Below are 883 nucleotides of genomic sequence, written 5' to 3' on the forward strand. Positions count from 1 at the left end.
CTAGCCTTGGCGGAGAAGCCGCAGCAGGTGTCGCTTGGGGCTATAAACACTTTGGTTTGAACTTAGAATACAATTACGCCAAAAACAGCGATTTTGATTCTGGTGGCGTGATGTTTGGCGCACAAATGCGTTTCTAACTCATCCCTCTTTTCTAAGGCACCTGGAGTCCGTTTGAACTTCGGGTGCCTTTTAGTTGATGCGCTTCAAGCACCTTCTAAAGACAACACAATGCCTGCAAGGATGAAAGCCACACCGATACCTCGGGTGAGATACCATTTTTCCGCAAGCAACCAAATGCCCATCAATAAACCAAATACGATACTGATCTGGCGCAGCGCGACAACTAAGCTCACGTTGTCTGTCATCGTCATCGCAAACAGAACCAATCCATAAGTCGATGCCATCATAATGCCAGCCATACTTGCACTTTTTCGGATTCGCCAAGCCGCTTGCAACTCTTGATCATTTCTGGTGATCAGACACCAAAGTAAAACGGGTAAGCCCATCGCCCAAAACTGCGCACCAAGATAGAAGATCGCGCTGTATTGATCGTTGAAAATAGTTGATGCTTGCTGAGTCAGTAACGTTAGTGCCTCTTTGTCCACCACAGAGTAACCTGTCGTGCCAATTGCCGCGATCAACGCCCAAAACACGCCTACATTTAGATATGCCACCAAAGAAACTTGGCGAACATGAGTCAACGGAACCAAAATGCAGCCAAAGGTGATCAACACAAAACCAAGCCACTGTTGAGATGAAAGCGCATGGCCGAGTGCAACACTGAACCCTCCCACCATCATGACCGGCAAAGCGCGTGCAATTGGGTAAATCACACCAACATCGGCATGTTTATACGCCATGATCAAACCGACGAGATACACAA

At 47.6% G+C, this 883-nt stretch carries 1 protein-coding gene and 1 pseudogene; one reads left to right on the top strand and one right to left on the bottom strand.

Annotation, left to right across the window (positions count from 1 at the left end; all coding sequences use genetic code 11):
- A pseudogene (locus tag R7Z77_RS24610) lies at positions 1 to 137 on the top strand (porin family protein); the annotation flags it as partial.
- A 66-nt stretch (positions 138 to 203) separates the two neighbouring features.
- Here R7Z77_RS24610 and R7Z77_RS24615 read toward each other — a convergent pair.
- Positions 204 to 883, bottom strand: a 680-nt coding sequence (locus R7Z77_RS24615) for an EamA family transporter (protein ID WP_318136959.1), incomplete at its 5' end; no start/stop codon positions are given.

Source organism: Vibrio sp. 1401 (assembly GCF_033340295.1).